The 3,506-nt window shown below is 54.6% G+C and carries 2 rRNA genes; both read right to left on the bottom strand.

What is annotated here, in order from left to right:
* Positions 1-227: 227 nt before the first annotated feature.
* A 5S ribosomal RNA gene (rrf, locus tag FGS76_RS00935) occupies positions 228-343 on the bottom strand.
* Between the two features lie 200 nt (positions 344-543).
* Positions 544-3,435, bottom strand: a 23S ribosomal RNA gene (locus FGS76_RS00930).
* Positions 3,436-3,506: the final 71 nt, after the last annotated feature.

Below are 3,506 nucleotides of genomic sequence, written 5' to 3'. Positions count from 1 at the left end.
CCGCTTTAGTCGCGATGGGTTGGCACGGTATGCCTGACGGGGTGGAGGGCTGACCTACTTTAGGTGGCGAGCGGTGCTCGCCATCGCTTCGCGACGCCTTCGGCGCCTCCGCCTGGCACCTTCGGTGCATCGGCGGTCACATGGGCCTTTGTAGGGAGAGACGGCATCAAATCCTAAATACAAAACACCCCCGACACTGGCGTGACGGGGGTGTTTTGTATTTAAGAGCCTGACGATGACCTACTCTCACATGGGGAGACCCCACACTACCATCGGCGCTGAGTGGTTTCACTTCTGAGTTCGGCATGGGTTCAGGTGGTTCCCACTCGCTATTGTCGTCAGGCAAACCGGTTTGGCTTTCGCCAAATAGGGTTGCCTTGCCTGTTGATGGACAGGCAAAGCCAATTCCAGGGAATGAGAAGTCCAGCGTCAGGGTTTGTCCAACACCTGTTGCTTTCGCTTGTCTATTCAGCGTGATCATTGATCGCTGCCGCTCGCTGCCTGTTCCTTGCGAGCAAGGAGGGCAAACTGCTTTGGCGTTATATGGTCAAGCCGCACGGGCAATTAGTACGGGTTAGCTTCACGCCTCACAGCGCGTCCACATCCCGCCTATCAACGTGGTGGTCTTCCACGGCCCTTTAGGACCCTCAAGGGGTCAGGGAGATCTCATCTTGAGGGAGGCTTCCCGCTTAGATGCTTTCAGCGGTTATCCCGTCCGAACGTAGCTACCCGGCAATGCCACTGGCGTGACAACCGGAACACCAGAGGTTCGTCCACTCCGGTCCTCTCGTACTAGGAGCAGCTCCTCTCAAATCTCCAACGCCCACGGCAGATAGGGACCGAACTGTCTCACGACGTTCTAAACCCAGCTCGCGTACCTCTTTAAATGGCGAACAGCCATACCCTTGGGACCGGCTTCAGCCCCAGGATGAGATGAGCCGACATCGAGGTGCCAAACACCGCCGTCGATGTGAACTCTTGGGCGGTATCAGCCTGTTATCCCCGGAGTACCTTTTATCCGTTGAGCGATGGCCCTTCCATACAGAACCACCGGATCACTAAGACCTGCTTTCGCACCTGCTCGACTTGTAGGTCTCGCAGTCAAGCACCCTTCTACCTTTACGCTCATTGCACGATGTCCGACCGTGCTGAGGGTACCTTTGTGCTCCTCCGTTACTCTTTGGGAGGAGACCGCCCCAGTCAAACTACCCACCACACAATGTCCCCGATCCCGATAAGGGACCTGGGTTAGAACCTCAAACATGCCAGGCTGGTATTTCAAGGTTGACTCCACGATGACTAGCGTCACCGCTTCAATGTCTCCCAGCTATCCTACACAAGCAGGCTCAAAGTCCACTGTGAAGCTGTAGTAAAGGTTCACGGGGTCTTTCCGTCTAGCCGCGGGTACACAGCATCTTCACTGCGATTTCGATTTCACTGAGTCTCGGGTGGAGACAGTGCCCCCATCATTACGCCATTCGTGCAGGTCGGAACTTACCCGACAAGGAATTTCGCTACCTTAGGACCGTTATAGTTACGGCCGCCGTTTACCGGGGCTTCGATCAAGAGCTTCGCCGAAGCTAACCCCATCAATTAACCTTCCGGCACCGGGCAGGCGTCACACCCTATACGTCCGCTTACGCGTTTGCAGAGTGCTGTGTTTTTAATAAACAGTTGCAGGGGCCTTTTCACTGCGGCCACTCAGTGCTTACGGGGCAAGCCCTTCACACCAAGTGGCGTACCTTCTCCCGAAGTTACGGTACAATTTTGCCTAGTTCCTTCACCCGAGTTCTCTCAAGCGCCTTAGAATACTCATCCCAACCACCTGTGTCGGTTTAGGGTACGGTTCCTTGTAACCTGAAGCTTAGAAGATTTTCCTGGAAGCAGGGCATCAACCACTTCCCAGCCGCAAAGGGCCGGTGGTCTCGGTTCTCAGCCTTAAGGTGCCGGATTTGCCTAACACCTCAGCCTACAACCTTTCCCCGGGACAACCAACGCCCGGTAGGCCTAGCCTTCTCCGTCTCTCCATCGCAGTTACAAGAAGTACGGGAATATTAACCCGTTTCCCATCAGCTACGCCTTTCAGCCTCGCCTTAGGGGCCGACTCACCCTGCGCCGATTAGCGTTGCGCAGGAAACCTTGGTCTTTCGGCGTGCGGGTTTTTCACCCGCATTATCGTTACTCACGTCAGCATTCGCACTTGTGATATCTCCAGCATGCTTCTCAACACACCTTCACAGACTTACACAACGCTCCCCTACCCAGTATGCATAAGCACACTGCCGCAGCTTCGGTATCCAGTTTGAGCCCCGTTACATCTTCCGCGCAGGCCGACTCGACTAGTGAGCTATTACGCTTTCTTTAAAGGGTGGCTGCTTCTAAGCCAACCTCCTAGCTGTCTGAGCCTTCCCACATCGTTTCCCACTTAACTGGAATTTGGGGACCTTAGCTGGCGGTCTGGGTTGTTTCCCTCTCCACGACGGACGTTAGCACCCGCCGTGTGTCTCCCGTACTGCACTCACCGGTATTCGGAGTTTGCATCGGTTTGGTAACCCGGGATGGGCCCCTAGCCGAAACAGTGCTCTACCCCCGGTGGTGATATACGAGGCGCTACCTAAATAGCTTTCGGGGAGAACCAGCTATCTCCGGACTTGATTAGCCTTTCACTCCGACCCACAGGTCATCCGAATCTTTTTCAACAGATCCCGGTTCGGTCCTCCAGTGCGTGTTACCGCACCTTCAACCTGCCCATGGGTAGATCGTCCGGTTTCGGGTCTATTCCCAGCAACTCGTCGCCCTATTCAGACTCGGTTTCCCTACGGCTCCCCTATACGGTTAACCTCGCTACTGAGAATAAGTCGCTGACCCATTATACAAAAGGTACGCCGTCACCCAACAAAGCGGGCTCCGACTGCTTGTACGTGCACGGTTTCAGGATCTATTTCACTCCCCTCTCCGGGGTTCTTTTCGCCTTTCCCTCACGGTACTGGTTCACTATCGGTCAGCCAGGAGTATTTAGCCTTGGAGGATGGTCCCCCCATGTTCAGTCAAGGTTTCACGTGCCCCGACCTACTCGTTTTCACATATTCAGGTTTTCGGATACGGGACTATCACCCACTATGGTCGGCCTTCCCAGGCCGTTCTCCTAACCAGTCACATGCTTAAGGGCTAATCCGCGTTCGCTCGCCGCTACTGACGGAATCTCAATTGATTTCTGTTCCTACGGGTACTTAGATGTTTCAGTTCCCCGCGTTCGCCTCACACACCTATGGATTCAGTGTGTGATACCTGCCTTATGACAGGTGGGTTTCCCCATTCGGAAATCTCCGGGTCAAACGGTTGTTTGCCACCTAACCGGAGCTTATCGCAGGCTACAACGTCCTTCATCGCCTCTGGCTGCCAAGGCATCCACCGTGCACGCTTCGTCACTTGACCATATAACCCAAAACAGTCTGCACCGTTCAGGCCATACGAACTCGCAACGATCAACGATATCGCACCAAAAA

Origin of the sequence: Alloalcanivorax gelatiniphagus, assembly GCF_005938655.1 — a bacterium.
Taxonomy (GTDB): Bacteria; Pseudomonadota; Gammaproteobacteria; order Pseudomonadales; family Alcanivoracaceae; genus Alloalcanivorax; species Alloalcanivorax gelatiniphagus.
Note: the sequence above shows the minus strand (reverse complement) of the source record. Positions and strands in the feature narration are given on the sequence as shown.